Here is a 17,490-nt window from a genome sequence, read left to right on the forward strand (position 1 = left end):
CTGCCCTGCACCCGGAAGGGGTCTGGACCCCTTCACCCCGCTTTATGAATCGGGATCAAAGGGACCGCGTCCCTTTGTGGGGTCTGGGGCAAAGCCCCGGATTACAGGGCCAGATCCGGCATCGGCCATTCGTCTTCGGTCCAGTCGCCCTTCGCCCAGTCTTCCCGCAGTTTCACAGCCAGGGCGTCGAGCGTGCCGTCCACGATGGCGGCACGGATCTGGCGCATCAGGCGCTGGTAATAGGCCAGGTTGTGCCAGGTCAGCAGCATCGGGCCGAGCATCTCGTTGGCGCGGAAAAGATGGTGCAGATAGGCCCGGCTGTAACGCCCGGCGATCGGGGTGTCGTCATGCGGCGTCAGCGGGCGGGTGTCGTCGGCGAAACGGGCGTTGCGCAGGTTGATCGTGCCGCGCTCGGTATAGGCGCGGGCGGTGCGGCCGGCGCGTGAGGGCATCACGCAGTCGAACATGTCCACGCCGCGCATGACCGCGCCCAGCAGATCGTCCGGCGTGCCGACGCCCATCAGATAGCGTGCCTTGTCCTGCGGCAGCATCGGCGTGGTGAAGTCCAATGTCGAGAACATCAGTTCCTGACCTTCGCCCACGGCCAGACCGCCGATCGCATAACCTTCAAAGCCAATATCGGTCAGCGCCTTGATGGAATATTCGCGTAAGTCCCGCTCGGTTCCGCCTTGTACGATGCCGAACTGCCCGTATCCCTCCCGTGCCACGAAAGCCTCGCGGGAGCGGGCGGCCCAGCGCATCGACATTTCCATGGATTTCCGCAGCACTTCCGGCGTGGCGGGCAGCGCTGGGCACTCGTCGAATGCCATGGTGATGGTTGCGTCGAGCTTGAACTGGATGTCGGTCGAGATTTCCGGCGTCAGGCGGTGCTTGCTGCCGTCGATATGCGAACGGAACGTCACGCCGTCTTCGTCGAGCTTGCGCAGCGCACCAAGGGACATGACCTGAAACCCGCCAGAATCGGTCAGGATCGGGCCGGACCAGTCCATCATTCTGTGCAGGCCGCCCAGCTTCTGCACGCGGTCCGCCGTGGGGCGCAGCATGAGATGATAGGTATTGCCCAGAACGATGCCAGCACCCGTGGACCGCACGGCATCCATCGTCATGCCCTTGACCGTACCCACTGTGCCAACCGGCATGAAGGTCGGGGTCGGGACCGTGCCGTGGCGGGTGTGCAGATGGCCTGCGCGCGCCATGCCGCAGCTTGCTTCGGGCACCCAGGTCATCTTGGTGGCGTGATCGGTCTTGTGATCGCTCATGGCGCGCGCTCCAGCAGGCAGGCATCGCCATACGAATAGAACCGTAATCCGTTGGCGATGGCGTAGGCATAGGCCTCACGCATGGTCTCGGTGCCGCTGAACGCGCAGACGAGCATGAACAGCGTCGAACGCGGCAGGTGGAAGTTGGTCATCAGCACGTCCACCGCCTTGAAGCGGTATCCGGGTTTGATGAAAATGGAAGTCTCGCCGCGCCATGGGGCCACGGTGCCGTCCTCGCGGGCGGCGCTTTCCAGCAGGCGCAGGGACGTAGTGCCCACGGCCACGACCCGGCCGCCACGCACACGGGTCTCGTTGATGGCGGCGGCGGTTTCGGCGTCGATTTCGCCCCATTCCGCGTGCATCTTGTGTTCGGCGATGGTGGAGCGGACGGGTAGGAAGGTGCCCGCGCCGACATGAAGCGTCAGTGTCCGGCGCTGGATGCCCTTTGCATCCAGAGCTGCGAGCACTTCAGGCGTGAAATGCAGGCCGGCCGTGGGGGCGGCCACGGCACCGCGATACTGCGAGAAAATGGTGCGGTAATCCGCATCGTCCTGCTTTGTCGGGCCGAAAGGGCGCTCGATATACGGGGGCAGAGCCAGCGCGCCGACCCGTTCGAGAAAGGCGTCGAACGCGTCTCCTTCGACCGAGAAGCGGATACTGACCGCGCCGTCACCTTCGTTCTCGATCACGGTGGCCGTGACCGGATCGTCACCGAAATGCAGGATGTCCTGTGGCTTCAGCTTGCGGGAATTGCGCGCCAAGGCATGCCAGCTTCCATCCGCCAGAATACGGTCGAGCGTCAGGCCGATCTTTGCCTCGCCGCGTGTGGCCGCGAGCTGGGCGCGGATGACGGCCGTGTTGTTGGCAATCAGCAGATCCCCTTCACGCAGGAAATCCGGCAGCTCGCGGATCACATGCGGATCGGGCGGCAGACCGGGGCGGACATGCAGCAGCGTTGCACTGTCACGCGGGCGGGCAGGCTCTGTCGCGATGTGGTCGCGCGGGAGTTCGAAGTCGAATGGGGCGAGATCATCCGTCATGGGGATGCTCTCTAGCAGGTTCAGCCCACATGAAAACGCCGGACCCGCAGGCCCGGCGCATCTTTTTGGATGAAAAACGCCTTTTCGGGCTTATTTCGGCAACGCGAAGGCCACGACCTCGTCGCTGTTGCGTGTTTTCAGCCCGCCATGTCCGCCCACGGCCAGCACGACATACTGCCTGCCGTCCTCGCCCATATAGGTCATGGGCGTGGCGTTGCCGCCTGCATCAAGCTCGGTTCTGAACAGGGTGTGCCCGTCATGCCCGTCCAGCACATGGAAGCTCTGGTCCGCCAGCGCGCCCATGAAAACGAGGCCATTGGGCGTCGTCACGCTGCCGCCCATGGAGAAAATGCTGGTGGGCAGGCCAACAGGCATCCGCAGCATGTTCGTCGGCCCGACATTCTTCGTGGTGCCCAGTGCGCGCTCCCAGATGACCCGGCGATGTACAAGGTCGATGGCCTGCATTTTGCCCCAGGGCGGCGCAAGGCATGGAGCCCCAAACAGTCCAAGCCAGGGCTTGATGACAGCGGCATAGGGCAGGCCATGCTGTGGGTTGTTGGTGAAGACCGGCTCCGGATAGGGCTGGTTCCAGCCATGCCAGGGTTTGAACAGCCCTTCCTGCACGGCCCTGTCATGCGGCACGAGCGTCATAAGGAACGGGATGAACGTCGTGTTGATATACATGACGCCATGCGTCGGATCGATCGTTCCGCCATACCAGTCCGCCACGCCATCGAAGGCGGGGAAGCCGATCGTGCCCTGTTCGCTGGGGGGAGTGTAGAGGCCCTTGAAGCGCATGGAATGAAAGGCAATCCGGCAGGCGAGCTGATCGAACGGTGTGGCGCCCCACAGATCATCTTCCGTCAGGTCGGGGCGACGCAGGTTCGGCATGTCCACCGAATAGGGCTGGGTCGGGGAATAGCGTTCGTTGGGGATGTCCCCACCCGGAACAGGTTTTTCCTGCACGCGGTAGAACGGCTGGCCCGTCCGCCGATCCAGAACGAAGAGTTCACCCTGCTTCGTGGTCTGGACGAGGGCCGGGGTGAGCGTGCCGCTGGCATCCGGCAGATCGACCAGAGACGGGCCGACGGGAAGATCGAAATCCCACAGATCATGATGCACCGCCTGAAAATGCCAGCGTTCTTCGCCAGTCGTCAGGTCCAGTGCGACGAGTGATGTGTCATATTTCTCATCGAACGGACGCCGCTTGACGCCATAATAGTCCGGCGTGGCAATGCCGAGCGGCACATAAACCATGTTCAGCCCGGCATCAGCCGTATAGACGCCCCAGCCATTCGGTGTTCCGCGCGTGAAGGTCTCATTGGGGCCGAGCGGGCTGTTGGCCGGAACGCGGCCCATGTCCCAGGCCCAGGCGAGTTGTCCGGTCGTGGCATCGAAGGCGCGGATGACGCCAGAGGGCTCATCAACGGACTGGTCATCATAGACCCAGCCGCTCGTGACGATCCGGTTATGCAGGACCATCGGCGGGGAGGTGATGAAATGGAAGCCCGGCGGAATGGTGCCCATACCGTCGCGGAGGTCGATTTTCCCATCATGCCCGAAGCTGTGACAGAGCTGCCCGGTCTCGGCATCAAGCGCGAAAAGCGTTGGCGGGGAGCCGGAATCCGTTGAGATGATGCGATGGGTGCAGTCCGTGGCCCCCGGAATATCGGCGTATGAGACACCGCGACAGGCCTGATAGATGTTTGCGCCAAATTCGCCGCCGGGCCGGTAGTGCCAGACCTCCTTGCCGGTCGTGGCATCCAGCGCCACGACGTCACGGTGCGGCGTGCAGAAGAACAGACGGTTGCCGATCTTGATGGGGGTGGCTTCGAAACTGAACTCGCGGCCGCGGGAGTTCTCGCCGGGTCGGGGAAGATCGCCACTATGATAGACCCAGGCGACCTTCAGGTTATGGGCGTTCTGTGCGTTGATCTGCGTCGGGGCTGCAAAACGGTCTCCGGCCGGTGTGCCCCCATGGAACTGCCAGTCATTGGTGGCCATCTGGTCACTTCCGGACAGGCTGGCTCCCGTTGATCTGGGGAAGGGATTGAACGGCTGGTAGCGCTGGCCTGTGATGTACCAGCCACAGGCGAACATGAAGACGAACAGCGCCAGACAGCCTCCCATGCCCCCCAGCACGGTACTGTTGATCCGGACACGATTCCGGCCGTCCATCAGCCTCCCGCCGACCCAAGGACCGAACACCCACAAACCGATCCCGGCGGGAAGGGCGAGGGGCGGAATGAGCCGCCAGCCATCCAGCCCGACACGCCACAGTGCCCAGATCAGGGTGTAAACCAGAAGGGCGCCATAGAGTGCCAGACCGGAACGCCGCCCCATGGTCAGCATGATACCGGACAGGATCATGAGCAGACCGGCTACTGCATAATAAAATGAACCACCCAGTGCGATGAGCCGCAGCCCCGGCAGGAAGAGGGCCAGTCCTAGTATGGCGAGACCAATACCGGTCAGGGTCTGCAATAACGGCCGGGCGGAAGACGGCGCCATGGATGTTTTTCCTTCGGAATGGATCTGAAGGATCTAAAGCGCAGCGTCAGAATGCAGTTTCTTTAAAATATAAAGTGCAGGGGACGGGTTGGGCAGCCTTGAACGTCACCGGCTGCCCGCGGTCTGGAATTAAGCGGAGACGCTGAGCAGGTGGCTCGTGTCGCTGCTGGAACCGGAGTTCGAGGAGCCGCCGGACGTCGTCTCGGAGATGATGTTGCCCTGGGCGTCTTCGACGATGGTCGTCGTGGAGCCATCGGCGTTCAGCTTGGTCGTAGTGGTTTCCTGCGTGGAGGACGTGCCGCTGGACGACGAGGACGAACTGGAAGAGGACGCACTGCTGGTGCTGTAAAGGCTGCTCATGGCGGACGAACCGATGGAGGAAATGCTTGTCATGGGGAAAAGACTCCGTGGGAAAGGAACGAAGTCATTTTCGGATCAGAAGGTTAATAAAGGATAAGGACCCATGTAACCGAGTGATACGGATTGTATGGGGGCATGAACCGTGCGGCTGTTACATTGAGGATTGAGCGTCTGTTACATTCAGAATAGACGCCCGCACCGAAAATCCGGGCCTCATTTCATGCCGGGCAGCTTCTTCGCGGCCTGCCAGAGTGCTTCCATCGTTGGGAGATCCTGTTCGGCCATGGTCTGTCCCTTTTCGGCCAGCATGGCTTCCATGGCTTCGAAGCGACGGGTGAACTTGTCGTTGCTGCGACGCAGGGCGGCTTCAGGGTCAATATCCAGCTTGCGGGCAAGGCTTGCGACCGTGAAGAGAACATCGCCCAGTTCATCCTCGATGCGGTCACGATTTCCGCCAATTTCGGCTTTCAGTTCGTCGATCTCTTCATGAACCTTGTCGAGAATACCGCTGGCATCGTCCCAGTCGAAGCCCACGCGGGCCGCGCGACGCGTCAGCTTGGCGGCGCGCATGAGGGCGGGAAGAGGCAGGGCGACACCTGCCAGCGTGCCATATTCCGCCTTGCGCTGGCGCTCGGCTTCTTTTTCCCGCTCCCATGTGTCGTCATCCAGCGCTGCATCACCAAAAACATGCGGGTGACGGCGCACGAGCTTGTCAGCGATCGTGCCCGCGACGGTCTCAAAGTCGAAACGCCCGGCTTCTGAAGCCATCTGGGCCTGAAAGACGACCTGAAGCAGCAGGTCGCCCAGTTCGTCAGGGATGGCCTCGCGGTCGTCACGGGCGATGGCATCCATGACTTCATAGGCTTCCTCGATCGCGAAAGGTGCAATCGTGGCCGGGGTCTGCTCTACGTCCCAGGGGCAACCGGTCTCGGGGTCGCGCAGGCGCTTCATGACATCCAGCAGGCGGTCGATCTGCCGGGGGGAGGGCTGGGTCATGGAAACATCCTGCTGTTATCGTGCTGCAAGGTTCATACCCGCGTGGCTTCATGGATGAAAGCACTGGGTAAGGTGGCAGCGGGTGACAGTCCGCCATTCCCGACGTAAAACGACTGCCGGACGTTTCAGGCATCTGCCGGGGCGGAACGGATTTGCAGACAGGGTGGATGGCGCATGGCACGCATTTTCATTGACGGGGAAGCAGGCACAACAGGTCTGGGCATCCGCCAGCGGATCGAGGCGCTGCCCGCGTCTTACGGTCTGGAAATCCTGTCCATCGACCATGCGCAGCGCAAGGATACTGCGGCACGTCGCTCCATGCTTGAGCAGGCCGATGTCGCCATCCTGTGCCTGCCGGACGATGCGGCCCGGGAGACGGTGGCGCTGGCGGAAGGGCTGGACGTCCGGATTCTGGATGCCAGCACGGCACACCGGATCGCAGATGGCTGGGTCTATGGTTTCCCGGAACTGGACGCGGAACAGGCGGCTGCCATCAAGGGCGCGCGGTTTGTCGCCAATCCCGGCTGCTACCCGACGGGCGCCATTGCCCTGATGCGGCCTTTGGTCCGGGCAGGGCTGCTTCCGGCCGATCACCCCGTCTCGATCAACGCCGTCTCCGGCTACAGCGGAGCAGGGCGTGTGGCGATCGAGGAGCATGAAAAGAACGGCGGTCCGGCTTTCTTCCTGTACGGGCTGAACCTCAAGCACAAACATCTGCCTGAAATCCGACACTATTCGGGCCTGACGCGCCGGCCGCTGTTCGTGCCGTCGGTCGGGCATTTCCCGCAGGGCATGATCGTCTCCATCCCGCTGCACCTGAAGGAGCTGCCGGGGCAGCCTTCGGCCGCGGAACTGGAAGCCGTGCTTCAGGACGCCTATGCGGGATGTGAACATGTGCGGGTTCTTCCTGCCGAGACGCAGCTTGTGGCCGACACCCTGACCAATACCGACGACATGGAACTGCGCATTCATCATAATGGCGAGCAGGTCGTCCTGACGGCGCGGCTGGACAATCTGGGCAAGGGAGCCTCGGGCGCCGCGATCCAGAACCTGCTTCTGATGCTGGGGCTTTAAAGTCTGCATTCTGCGCCTCAGATTTTGCAGTCTGGCACTTTCGCCGGGAATGCATTAGGGTTCGAGCCGCCCGCGCGAGAGTGGCGGAACGGTAGACGCAGTCGGCTCAAAATCGACCGCCGAAAGGCATAGGGGTTCGAATCCCCTCTCTCGCACCATGAGCGGTCATTTCCTGCCGGAATGACCTCAGGACCGATCAGCCCGGAACGAGCATGTCCAAGCCGACTGTCAGACCCTCCCGCCCGTTCTTCTCCTCAGGTCCCTGCGCCAAGCGCCCCGGATGGTCGTTGTCCGGTCTGGACCAGGCCCTGCTGGGCCGTTCGCACCGTGCGCCGGAAGGCCGCGCGCGTCTCAGGGAAGTCATCACGCGCTCGAAAGACGTGCTCGGCATTCCGTCGGACTGGCGCGTCGGCATTGTCCCGGCTTCCGATACGGGGGCCGTGGAAATGATCCTGTGGGCACTCGCGGGTGAGCGCGGGATTGATGTCCTGTCTTTCGAAAGCTTTTCCGGAACCTGGGCGCAGGATCTGCGCGACGTTCTGAAAATCGAGGATCTGCGCGTTCTGGACGCGCCCTATGGTGAGCTGCCGGACCTGACGAAAGTGGACTGGACCCGCGATGTCGTTCTGACATGGAACGGCACGACCTCGGGCGTCTGCATCCCGGATGCCAGCGCCATTCCGACTGAGCACGAAGGCCTCGTCATCTGCGATGCTACGTCGGCGGCCTTTGCAATGGATCTGCCCTGGGATCGGCTCGATATCGTGACCTGGTCCTGGCAGAAGGCGCTTGGTGGCGAGGCCGCGCATGGCATGGTGGCGCTGAGCCCGCGTGCCGCCTCCCGTCTGGCCCAACCATCGCCGCGTCCGCTGCCCAAGATTTTCCGTCTGGCCAACAAGAAGGGTTTGATCGAAGCCATCTTCGAAGGCGATACGATCAACACGCCGTCCATGCTCTGCGTTGAGGACGCGCTGGACGGTTTGCGCTGGGCTGAACAGATTGGCGGCCTTCCGGCTCTGAAAACTCGTTCGCAGCAGAATCTGGCTGCCGTGACGAAGTGGATTGCGACGGCGGACTGGGTGTCCTTCCTGTCTGCAAAGGAAGAGACGCGCTCCAGCACGTCGATCTGCCTGAAAATCACGGCTCCCTGGTTTGAAAGCCTGTCTGCCGAAGCAAAAGGCAAGGCCGTCAAGCATCTGACGGGCCTCGTGGCGAAGGAAGGTGCGGGTTACGATCTCGCGTCCTATCGTGATGCCCCGGCCGGCCTGCGGATCTGGGGTGGCGCCACGGTCGAGACGGCCGATATCGAAGCGTTGCTGCCCTGGCTGGACTGGGCGCATGAGCAGACCCGTGCGGAGTTTTCGGCATGAGCCTGTATTCCGAGACCCCGAGCGCCGCGCTCCTGCCGTCCGGATTTGCCGATCTTCTTCCCGGTGAAGCCGAAGCGGAAGCCCGTGGCATCGCGAGCGTGATGGAAGCCTTTTCCCGTCACGGCTATCAGCGCGTCCGTCCGCCCCTGCTGGAATTCGAGACATCGCTTCTTGGTGGATCGGGGGAATCCCTCGCACCTCAGACCTTCCGTCTGATGGACCCGAATTCGCATCGCATGATGGCGCTGCGTCCGGACATGACCACGCAGATCGCCCGGATTGCGAGCATCCGCCTTCAGGACGCACCGCGTCCGCTGCGCCTGTCCTATTCGGGTAGCTGCATTGTGGTCGGAACGCCGGGCCGCGAAGCAGACCGCCAGATTTCTCAGGCCGGGATCGAACTGATTGGTCCCGACAGCGCCCAGGCAGATGCGGAAGTCATTGCCCTCGGAGCCAAGGCTCTCGCGGAACTCGGAATTGAAGGCGTGTCCTTCGACCTGTCCATGCCAGCTCTGGCTCTGGGTTTGATCGAGGGCGTCATTCCCGAAGCCGACCGTGAACCGCTGCTGCATGCGCTGGACCGCAAGGATGCCAGCGCCGTAGCCGAGTTGGGTGGCCCGATTGCCGGGATGCTGGCAGTCATGCTGCGCGCTGCCGGGCCTGCCGACCGTGCGCTGGATCTGCTGGCTTCGCTGGATTATCCCAAGGACGTCGTCGGGCATTTCGAACGTCTGGCGGCATCTGTAGCTGCAATCCGCGAGCGTAGCCCGGATCTGCGTCTGACGATCGATCCCGTCGATTTCCGTGGGTGGCGCTATCATACCGGACTGTGTGTGACGGTGTTCTCCACCAGTTCGCGTGAGGAACTGGGACGTGGCGGTCGCTATCTGGCCGGGCAGGAGCCTGCCTGTGGTCTGACGCTTCGTCCGCAGGCCCTTCTGCGCGCAGCTCCGGTCTCCGCGTCCCGTCCGCGCTGCTATGTTCCGGTTGATCTCGATGCGGCCAGCCTTTCCGGTCTGCATAAGGCCGGTTACGCCACGGTCTCTGCATTGTCGCACGACGAAGATGCGGCCGCTCAGGCACGGCATCTGCGCTGCACCCATGTTTGGAAGGATGGTGCGGCCCAGCTGCTCTGATCCATCGTTCCCTTTCGTTTTTCCCCAGTCTCGTCAGTTCTAGGAAGTCAGCTCATGTCCAACGTCACCGTGATCGGAACCCAGTGGGGGGACGAGGGTAAAGGCAAGATCGTCGACTGGCTCGCCAGCCGCGCCGATATCGTTGTCCGCTTTCAGGGTGGTCACAACGCCGGTCACACGCTGGTCGTGGGCGATCAGGTCTACAAACTTTCCCTGCTGCCGTCTGGTCTGGTTCGTGGCAAGATCGGCGTGATCGGCAATGGTGTCGTCGTGGACCCGAAGGCCCTGATGACCGAGATCGACCGCGTGACGGCGCAGGGTCTGGTTGTCACGCCCGAGACGCTGTGGATCGCCGAGAACGCGCCGCTGATCCTACCGGTCCACGGTGCGCTCGACCGTGCGCGTGAAGCCGCTCGCGGCGACCACAAGATTGGTACGACCGGTCGCGGTATCGGTCCGGCCTACGAAGATAAGGTGGCCCGTCGCGCCATCCGCATCTGCGATCTCGCCGAGCCCGAGACGCTGGACTGGAAGCTGGACGAACTGCTCCTGCATCACAACACGCTGCTCGCCGGTCTGGGTGCCGAGACGTTCACCAAAGAGCAGCTCAAGGACTTCCTGGCTGAGATCACGCCGCGCCTGCTGCCGTTCTCCTGCCAGGTCTGGGATCGTCTCGACGAAGGCCGCCGTGCCGGTCGCCGCATCCTGTTCGAAGGTGCGCAGGCCGTCATGCTGGACGTCGATCACGGCACCTATCCGTTCGTCACGAGCTCCAATACGGTTGCGGCCGTGGCAGCGTCGGGCAGTGGTGTGAGCCCGTCTTCCGTTGGCTTCGTGCTTGGGATCGCCAAGGCCTACACCACCCGCGTGGGTGAGGGGCCGTTCCCGACCGAACTTCATGACCAGACCGGCCGCACCCTTGGCGAGCGTGGCCATGAGTTCGGCACCGTCACCGGTCGTCCGCGTCGCTGCGGCTGGTTCGACGCGGTTCTGATCCGTCGTGCTGTCCGCGTCGGTGGCGTCAGCGGCATTGCCCTGACGAAGCTGGACGTGCTGGATGGTCTGGACGAAATTTCCATTTGCGTTGGCTATGAACTGGACGGTCAGAAGATCGAGACCTTCCCGTCGGCTCCAGGTGCACAGGCCCGCGTCAAGCCAGTGTACGAGACGATGCCGGGCTGGAAGGAAACGACCGCGGGTGCCCGTTCCTGGGCCGAGTTGCCGGCACAGGCCATCAAGTACGTCCGTCGTATCGAGGAACTGATCGAAGCACCGGTGACGCTGCTCTCCACCAGCCCGGAACGCGATGACACCATCCTGATGCGTGATCCGTTCGAGGACTGAGTCTTCAACTCCGGAATCGGTCCTGCATTAACGAAGTCTCAATCCCTGTCCGGCACAAAAGACCGGATAGGGAAACAACGGGACTTCAATGGCCGACACACAGGCAGATAACAGCCAGGAACTGCTCATCGCCGAGCGGTATCTGATCAGCCTGGACCGCAAACAGCCCGATCTCGGCGGCTGTGCGACCTATAGTGCCCAGGACGTAACGGCATCTGGGGCCTCCTATCTGGCCCTGGCTCCCTTTGCGCCTTCCCCCCGGCTTACGGAAATCATGTTCTTTCGTCATGAGAGCGTGATTCCGATTCAGACCCATGAATACTCTCAGGGCGCCTTATGGCTGCTCTGTCCCCATCCCCCCGGCCCCTCGCTTGCGGAAGGGCTGGGGCTGTGGACCGAGAGCCAGTTGATCGACGGCGTCATCCGTCCGATGGCGTCGCTCCTTCAGCGGCTGGAGGCTGAAAAGCTGACATGCCGCAGCATCCGTCCCGACAACCTGTTCGTCGGGCAGGGGCTGCACAAGGTCGTGCTTGGGCCTCTGGGAGTGGCAGCACCGGGCGAAAAACAGCCAGTTCTTTTCGAACCCCTGTCTTCAGCGGTCTGTCGCCCCTCCGCCCGCGGCGAGGGGACGACGGACTGCGATGTTTTTTCGCTGGGGGTCGTCATTCTTGCGCTCGCTATCGGAAAGCTTCCTCTTGAAGGGCTTTCCGATACGGATATTCTCAAACGGCGTTTTGAAGTCGGCACGCCCACTGCCTACATGGATGGCCAGAACGTGCCGGTCGGGCTGCGCTCGCTTCTGACGGCGATGCTTTCCGATGATCCTGTCAGCCGTCCCTCGCCGCGCGATCTTGTGACGATCGCGCCCAGCAAGGTGTTTACGGTCCGTCCGGTCATTCCCGCGCGTATCCCCCTCATGATCGGTGGGAATGCCGTCTATACACCGCAGGCCCTCGCCTGGTATGCGGGGCGGCATCCTGCGGAATTTTCCGCATTGCTTCAGAGGAAAGTCGTCAGCAACTGGCTGGGCCGCGAGCTTGAACTCTCCGTCATGGCGGGGCTGATCGAACAGGCGAGTGCCTCATTTCTTCCGGCCGGTGGCAGCAAGGCGGTTGATCCTGCCACGATGGTCATCACGCATGCGATTTCCGTCCTCGACCCTGCCGCGCCCATGTTCTGGGGTGGCACCTGGTTCTGGCCCGAGGCGCTTCCCCAGATGGTGGTTCAGGCCACGGTTCAGCCGTCCACGCCGGATGAAGAGCGGACGGTCCGGAATATCCTGAGTTTCATGGCGGCCAATCCCGATGCCTTCATGTCCGCCCATCTGCCTCAGCGGCAGAGCCATCAGATTACCGCCCTGTCCGTGGCAGCACGACGTATCGGAACCAGAGGGGCGGATCTGGTTAGGCGTTTCCCCTATGAGCTGAACAGATTCCTGCCCTGCCTTTCAAAGAGATGTCTGGAGGCCCGGATCTCCCTGCCGGAAGGGCTGTTGCAATGGCTGAACCGGCATGTGGGAATTGAGGACCTGCCGGACGAGGCTCTGGGACGGAGCGGCTTTCTGGATGATCAGATGCGTTCCTTTCTTGAAGCGAACTGCGCGCGTCAGGGGATTATTCCGCTCTCCCAGTCTCAGAAAGCAGGATTGCCGGGCTGGCTCGCCGATCTGACCGTGCTCGCGGCTGTACAGAGGAAATTCGACAGAACACCGCTCAGCTTCCTGGCGCAGCGGGCCTTGCCGCTTCTGGAAACGGAACTGCGTCAGTGGCGGAGCAAGACATCGCGTGCCCGACGGCGCGTGCGCCTTGGCAAGGCAGCGGAAGACGGAAATCTCGGTACGTTCCTGGCGATCGTCAATGATCCGACGGGCCTTCGGCTGGATCAGCGCCAGGCGCAGGAAGCCGAAGCGGAAATCAGCAATCTGATGCGTGTTCTCGATGAAGCGCCCGAGCGCAGGGCGGCCAATGATCGTGAAGCACGCAATTCGGGAGAATTCTTTTCACTTCTGACGGGCATCGCCGTGGCAATGGTGAGTATCTGGCTGGAGTTCTGTCAGTGAGGAAGACCCATGGCGTCCGTTAGACAGGCAGACCCGGGATCGCTCCGGGCCCCGGGATTCCGGTGGTGGCACGGGATCATCATCGGGCTGCTGCTTTCCTATGTTCCCGGAAGCCTGCTGGTTGCAGGCGTTCTGCTGCTTCCGCTGGTCGCCCTGAAGCTCGTTGACCCCAATGCTGACGGTCAGCGGATCATGATCGTGCTGTTCTATGTCGGCGCTGCCATGGTGCATCCTCTGCATGAGGCCTGGGCCGCAAACGGAGACTGGGAGACGTGTATCGCGCAGATCACGCAGCCCGTGACGCTTGCGCTGGACTGGCTTGCGGCTGGGGCAGCCTGGCTCGTGTCGGAAGCATCGGCCATTAGCGGCCGGCTTTGGAACGCGGAAATCGCGCGACGCGAGCGTAAATCCATTGAAAAACGCATCGCGTATCTTCAGGAAGAATGGATGTCTTCGGACGAGGATGCGCCTGCGACCTGATCTGCAGGCCGCAGGATTTGGAACCTTACGCGGAAGGCGTTTCGTCGGTTGAGGTTTCCATCAGTCTGGCTGCCAGATCGTTGGAGCCACCGACCAGACCTTTTGCGTATTCCTGAGCCGAGAAAGGACGCAGATCCTCGGCCTGTTCTCCGACACCGACCATGTGAACCGGCAGTTTGAACTGCTCCGCTAGCGCCACGACGATGCCTCCACGGGCGGATCCGTCCAGCTTGGTCACGATCAAACCTGTCACATTGACCAGTTCACGGAAGACACGGACCTGTTCGATGGCGTTCTGACCGGTCGTTGCGTCCAGAACCAGCAGGACGGAGTGGGGGGCCGTCTCATCGAACTTCCGCATGACGCGGATGATCTTGGCCAGCTCCTCCATCAGCGCGCCCTTGTTGTGCAGGCGCCCGGCAGTGTCGATCAGGAGCAGGTCGGTTCCGGCTTCGGTTGCGCGCTTGAGGCCGTCATAGGCCAGACCCGCCGCATCGGCGCCATGTTTGCCGGCGATGACAGGCACGTTGGCGCGCTTGCCCCAGACTTCAAGCTGTTCGACGGCGGCGGCACGGAACGTGTCTCCGGCCACCAGCATCACGGATTTGCCTTCTTCCGTGTAATGGCGGGCCATCTTGCCGATGGTCGTGGTCTTGCCGACGCCATTGACGCCGACAACCAGCACGACATGGGGTTTCTTCTTCGGGTCGGGCTCGAAGGGGATGGCTACGGGTTCGAGGACGCGGGCGATTTCGGTCGCGAGGGTCTCGCGGATTTCGTCGCTGGTGACGTCCTTGCCAAAGCGCGTGCTGCGGAAGTTCTCGATGACGCGCTCGGCCACGGCCGGTCCGAGATCGGCTGCGATCAGCTCGTCCTCGAGCTCTTCAAGAGCTGTTTCATCCAGCTTGCGATGCGTGAAGACGGCGCCGAGACGCGAGCTCGACCGCGAAAGACCCTGTTTGAGTCGTGAGAAAAATCCAGCCATGCATGGGAGTTCGGACAGGTCGGGCCGAACGTCAAGGGCATAGGAAGATCTGAGCGCGTTTCAGCTGCGGATTTCGGCCAGAAGTGTCCCGTTTTCCAGCCCGGTGGCGCGAACGGGCACGAAACTGCCCCGGACTGGCGCAGGCGCGGTTCCGGTCAGGCGGACAGCGGCAAACTCCGGCGAGTGTCCGCGATCTGGCGTCTCGGCGAGAATATCGAACTCGGTGCCGATGAGGCGCTGCAGGAAACGGTCACGGTTTGCCTCGCCGATGTCGCGCAGACAGGCCGCACGTTTCTGGCGCTCGGCATTGGGGACGGCTGGCATGCGGGCGGCGGGCGTTCCGGGGCGTTCGCTGTAAGGGAAGACATGGAGGAAGGGGATCTGCTGCTCTTCGATAAAGGCGCGGGTTTCCTCAAAGAGAGCATCGGTTTCCGTGGGAAAGCCTGCGATCAGATCGGCACCCACGCCTGTTTCCGGGCGTATGGAGCGGACGCGGCGCAGTGTTGCCGCGACCCGGGCCGTATCGTGACGGCGCTTCATGCGCTTGAGAATGAGATCTGATCCAGCCTGCAGGGACAGGTGCAGATGCGGCATCAGGCGGGGCTCGTTTTCCAGAAGCCACCATAAATCCGCGTCTCCCGTTGTTGCATCGAGAAGAACAGGATCAATGGAAGACAGACGCAGTCGCCGCACGCCTTCCACGCGGCGCAGCAGTTCGCGACATAACGCGCCCAGTCCCTTGCCTTCGCCCCCCTGCCATGAAGCGATGTCCACGCCGGTCAGAACGATTTCCTGATGCCCGGCTTCGACAAGCGCTTCGGCGCGCGCGATGGCGTCCTCAATGGGGGTAGAGCGGGAGTCTCCGCGGCCATACGGGATGATGCAGAAGGTGCAGCGGTGATCGCAGCCCTGCTGGACCTGAAGAAGCGCGCGCGCGTGACGGGATGGCGGCAGGCCTGCGCTGGTGTCACCCCAGATGGCTGGTTTGAGTTTGTCTTCGTTGGGCACCACACGAACAACGCCCGGCAGCTCGGCCCAGCGGTTAGGGGCGATATCGGAGGCGCAGCCTGTCACGACGATCTTTGCGTCCGGATTCTCACGATGCGCGCGGCGGATGGCCTGCCGGGCCTGTCGTTCGGCTGTGGTCGTCACGGCGCAGGTGTTGACGATGATCGTGTCATCCTGCCCACGCGCATGATGGGCTATGCCGTCGCTCTCATGGGCATTGAGGCGGCAGCCGAATGTCAGGACAGAAGCAGTCACGCGGTCGTGCCGTGAAAGACCGTGACGGCGGGGCCTGTCATGAGGACATGGCCGTCTTCACGCCATGTGATGCACAGGTCTCCACCATCCATCGTGACCGTGCATGTCCGTTCCGTCAGGCCGCGGCGGACGGCATTTACGACCGCCGCACAGGCTCCCGACCCGCAGGCAAGCGTCAGTCCCGCGCCACGCTCCCACACCCGCAAACGCATGTGTGTGGGGGAGAGGATCTGCGCGAAACCGATATTGGCGCGTTCCGGGAACAGAGGGTCCCGTTCGAGGTCCGGTCCCAGCGTTTCCGCGCGGGCGGCGTCACCGAACAGCGTGGCGTGTGGATTTCCCATCGAGCAGGCTGCCGCATCATGCAGTGGCAGATGCAGGGAGTCACAGGCCCGGGACATCGGCACGTCCTGCCAGTCCAGCCGGGGCATGCCCATATCGACTGTGAAGAGATCGCCATCCTGTGCCGTGGGAAGAAGGCCGGCGGCCGTCTGGAGCGTCGGAGCGCCACCGACGAACTTCGCCACGCAGCGCGATGCATTGCCGCAGGCCCCGGCTTCCGAACCGTCCGGGTTGAAGAAACGGACATGCACGTCTGCCCCTGCCAGCGTCGGCGGCGTCAACAGGACAAGCTGGTCGCAGCCGATTCCGAAGCGCCGGTCGCACAGATGGCGGATCGTCGCGGTATCAAGGGTGGGATCGTTCTGGCGGCTGTCGATCACGACGAAATCGTTGCCCAGACCGTGCATTTTCGTGAAGGAGAGGGTCATGATGGTGCTTCTCATAAAGCATCCTGCGGGTTGACGCACGGGGAACATGCCCTCATTTCGGCTGCTGGATCAGAAGGAGTGGACATGAGCGGCCCGGAACAGCTTGAAGGAATGCACGCAGCGGCGTTCACGCGCGCCAACAGCGAGCCCGACACGATTTTCTATGCCCAGCGCGTGCCGGATTCGCTGATGGATATGGGCGCGCGAACGGCCGTGACGGCCCTGTATCAGACGGCCCTGCCGGTCGGTGGCGCCGTGCTGGATCTGATGGCGGGCGCGCTCAGCCATTATCCCGAGGAAGCGACGTTCCAGCGCGTGGTCGGGCTCGGGATCTCCAAAGGCGCTCTGGATTCCAATCCCGTTCTGGGCGAGCGTGTGGTGCAGGATCTCAACGAAGTCACGACGCTGCCGTTCGACGATGACAGCTTTGATGCCGTGACGCTGTGCGACGGGCTGGCCTATCTGACGCAGCCGTTGGCCGTGCTGACGGAAGTGGTGCGTGTCCTTAAGCCCGGCGCCCCGCTGATCCTGACGTTTTCCGACCAGTTCCATGCGGTGAAGGCCGTGGCGATCTGGCAGGCGCTTGAGCCGGTGGATCGGGTGCGTCTGGCCAGTGTGCTGATGTCCCGCGCCGGGCTGGCCGAGCTGGATACGGGCGAGGTCGTGCCGCCCGAGGATCTCACTGCATGGCGCGATACGGTGCATGCGGTGATCGGGCGCAAGCCGCGGAACTGAACAGGGCAGGGACTGCGTTGCGGGTGCCGGACGGAGCGGGAAGAACAAGATAAAGCCTTCCATACGTTCTTTCTGGCATTTTCGGCT

At 62.7% G+C, this 17,490-nt stretch carries 15 protein-coding genes and 1 tRNA gene; 8 read left to right on the top strand and 8 right to left on the bottom strand.

All coding sequences use genetic code 11. The features are described 5' to 3' along the window. Window positions 1-101 precede the first annotated feature (101 nt). The 5 genes from tgt to mazG form a co-directional block, all read right to left on the bottom strand. The gene (gene tgt, locus GLS_RS07860; protein WP_041112783.1) at window positions 102-1,247 is read right to left on the bottom strand and encodes a tRNA guanosine(34) transglycosylase Tgt; all 1,146 of its coding nucleotides are present in this window, start codon (window positions 1,245-1,247) and stop codon (window positions 102-104) included. Window positions 1,248-1,276: 29 nt separating this feature from the next. Further along, window positions 1,277-2,320 (bottom strand): tRNA preQ1(34) S-adenosylmethionine ribosyltransferase-isomerase QueA, encoded by a 1,044-nt coding sequence (gene queA / locus GLS_RS07865; RefSeq protein ID WP_041111806.1) that lies wholly within the window; start codon window positions 2,318-2,320, stop codon window positions 1,277-1,279. A 90-nt stretch (window positions 2,321-2,410) separates the two neighbouring features. Beyond that, a complete protein-coding gene (locus GLS_RS07870) occupies window positions 2,411-4,831 on the bottom strand; it encodes a glucose/quinate/shikimate family membrane-bound PQQ-dependent dehydrogenase (RefSeq protein ID WP_041111807.1) in 2,421 nt (806 codons plus the stop codon). Window positions 4,832-4,960: 129 nt separating this feature from the next. After that, window positions 4,961-5,224 carry a hypothetical protein gene (locus GLS_RS07875; RefSeq protein WP_052327533.1) on the bottom strand — a complete coding sequence of 88 codons (264 nt, stop codon included), beginning with the start codon at window positions 5,222-5,224 and terminating at the stop codon, window positions 4,961-4,963. A 180-nt stretch (window positions 5,225-5,404) separates the two neighbouring features. After that, window positions 5,405-6,187 (bottom strand): nucleoside triphosphate pyrophosphohydrolase, encoded by a 783-nt coding sequence (gene mazG / locus GLS_RS07880; protein ID WP_041111808.1) that lies wholly within the window; start codon window positions 6,185-6,187, stop codon window positions 5,405-5,407. Window positions 6,188-6,361: 174 nt separating this feature from the next. Here mazG and argC point away from each other — a divergent pair, with 174 nt between their 5' ends. The 7 genes from argC to GLS_RS07915 all read left to right on the top strand — a co-directional run bounded on the left by argC (window position 6,362) and on the right by GLS_RS07915 (window position 13,650). Beyond that, window positions 6,362-7,261 carry an N-acetyl-gamma-glutamyl-phosphate reductase gene (argC, locus tag GLS_RS07885; RefSeq protein ID WP_041111809.1) on the top strand — a complete coding sequence of 300 codons (900 nt, stop codon included), beginning with the start codon at window positions 6,362-6,364 and terminating at the stop codon, window positions 7,259-7,261. Between the two features lie 74 nt (window positions 7,262-7,335). Then, window positions 7,336-7,419 (top strand) — tRNA-Leu (locus GLS_RS07890). A 54-nt stretch (window positions 7,420-7,473) separates the two neighbouring features. Continuing rightward, window positions 7,474-8,631, top strand: a complete 1,158-nt coding sequence (locus GLS_RS07895; protein WP_041111810.1) for a phosphoserine transaminase — start codon at window positions 7,474-7,476, stop codon at window positions 8,629-8,631. Next, window positions 8,628-9,767: an ATP phosphoribosyltransferase regulatory subunit gene (locus tag GLS_RS07900; RefSeq protein ID WP_041111811.1), complete on the top strand. Its 1,140-nt coding sequence runs from the start codon at window positions 8,628-8,630 to the stop codon at window positions 9,765-9,767. Before GLS_RS07895 ends, GLS_RS07900 begins: the two co-directional genes overlap by 4 nt. A 54-nt stretch (window positions 9,768-9,821) precedes the next feature. Further along, a complete protein-coding gene (locus tag GLS_RS07905; protein WP_041111812.1) occupies window positions 9,822-11,111 on the top strand; it encodes an adenylosuccinate synthase in 1,290 nt (429 codons plus the stop codon). Window positions 11,112-11,199: 88 nt separating this feature from the next. After that, window positions 11,200-13,170, top strand: a complete 1,971-nt coding sequence (locus GLS_RS07910; protein WP_041111813.1) for a serine/threonine-protein kinase — start codon at window positions 11,200-11,202, stop codon at window positions 13,168-13,170. 9 nt (window positions 13,171-13,179) lie between these two features. Further along, entirely contained in the window at window positions 13,180-13,650 is a 471-nt protein-coding gene (locus GLS_RS07915) for a hypothetical protein (RefSeq protein WP_041111814.1), read from the top strand. Between the two features lie 25 nt (window positions 13,651-13,675). On the opposite strand, the gene ftsY is transcribed toward GLS_RS07915, so the two are convergent. The 3 genes from ftsY to dapF are packed head-to-tail and all read right to left on the bottom strand — an operon-like array spanning window position 13,676 to window position 16,668. After that, entirely contained in the window at window positions 13,676-14,635 is a 960-nt protein-coding gene (ftsY, locus tag GLS_RS07920; protein ID WP_041111815.1) for a signal recognition particle-docking protein FtsY, read from the bottom strand. Window positions 14,636-14,695: 60 nt separating this feature from the next. Beyond that, on the bottom strand, window positions 14,696-15,898 hold the full coding sequence (locus tag GLS_RS07925; protein WP_041111816.1) for a MiaB/RimO family radical SAM methylthiotransferase: 1,203 nt from the start codon (window positions 15,896-15,898) through the stop codon (window positions 14,696-14,698). After that, window positions 15,895-16,668 (bottom strand): diaminopimelate epimerase, encoded by a 774-nt coding sequence (gene dapF / locus GLS_RS07930; RefSeq protein WP_041112785.1) that lies wholly within the window; start codon window positions 16,666-16,668, stop codon window positions 15,895-15,897. Before dapF ends, GLS_RS07925 begins: the two co-directional genes overlap by 4 nt. A gap of 84 nt (window positions 16,669-16,752) precedes the next feature. Between dapF and GLS_RS07935 the strand changes: the two genes are divergently transcribed. Next, the gene (locus tag GLS_RS07935) at window positions 16,753-17,403 is read left to right on the top strand and encodes a class I SAM-dependent methyltransferase (protein WP_193363801.1); all 651 of its coding nucleotides are present in this window, start codon (window positions 16,753-16,755) and stop codon (window positions 17,401-17,403) included. Window positions 17,404-17,490 lie beyond the last annotated feature (87 nt).

The organism is Gluconobacter oxydans DSM 3504, assembly GCF_000583855.1.
Taxonomy (GTDB): Bacteria; Pseudomonadota; Alphaproteobacteria; order Acetobacterales; family Acetobacteraceae; genus Gluconobacter; species Gluconobacter oxydans.